The 838-nt window shown below is 62.4% G+C and carries 1 protein-coding gene; it reads right to left on the bottom strand.

Features of this window, described 5'->3' with window-relative positions; genetic code table 11:
- Positions 1 to 838, bottom strand: an 838-nt coding sequence (locus AC1DU6_RS33510) for a sensor histidine kinase (protein WP_477862662.1), incomplete at both ends; no start/stop codon positions are given.

Below are 838 nucleotides of genomic sequence, written 5' to 3'. Positions count from 1 at the left end.
TCGGGCGGAATGCCGGGTCCGCGATCGGTCACTGCGAATGTGACCGTGTGCTCCGAGCGGCGCGCCGTCAGCGTGATCGCCGAATTCTGCGGTGCGAAGCCGACCGCATTGGCCAGCAGATTATATAGTACCTGCACCACGCGGCTTTCGTCGCCGGTGAAGCTGCCGATGGCGGGATCAGCTTCGATCTGCAGCGCGATGTGATCCTTCGCCAGTCGATCCTGAATGCCTTCGGCCGCTGCAGCGATGGTCTTGCGGATATCGATGGGACAGAGATTCAGCGTCATCGCGCCGGCATCGATAGTGGCAAGATCCAGAATGTTATTGATGATCGCCAGCAGCGCACCGGTCGTGGTGGTGATGTAATCGAGATATTCCGCCTGCTTCGGCATCAGCGGGCCGGTGACGGGATCGCTCAGCAGATGCGCGAAGCCGATGATCGTGGTCAGCGGCGAACGCAGCTCGTAGGAAACGTGGTGGACGAAGTCCACCTTCATCTGGTCCGCGGTCTCCAGCGCCTCGTTGCGCTCGCGCAGCGCGCGCTCGACATTCTCGGCGTCTGAAATGTCCTGGAAGGTCAGCATGGTCGCGCCGTCTGGCAACGGCATGGTCATGCAGGCCAGCACGCTGCCGTCCTTGCGCTCGAGCTTGAGCGGGACAGATTTGCGATTGTCGATCCCTGTGATGGCGCTGCGGATCGCCTGCCATGTCGGCGTGTCGTCGAACAGTGGCCGGCACCAGGTCTCGACCATCTCGATATGCGGCCGCTGCTCCAGCGCCTCGTCGGACAGTCGCCACATCTTGGCGAAAGCCGGATTGAACAGTTGCGCGCGGCCGT

The organism is Roseateles sp. P5_B10, from assembly GCF_056400485.1.
The sequence above is the reverse complement of the archived record's forward strand: the minus strand, read 5'-3'. Positions and strand labels throughout refer to the sequence as shown.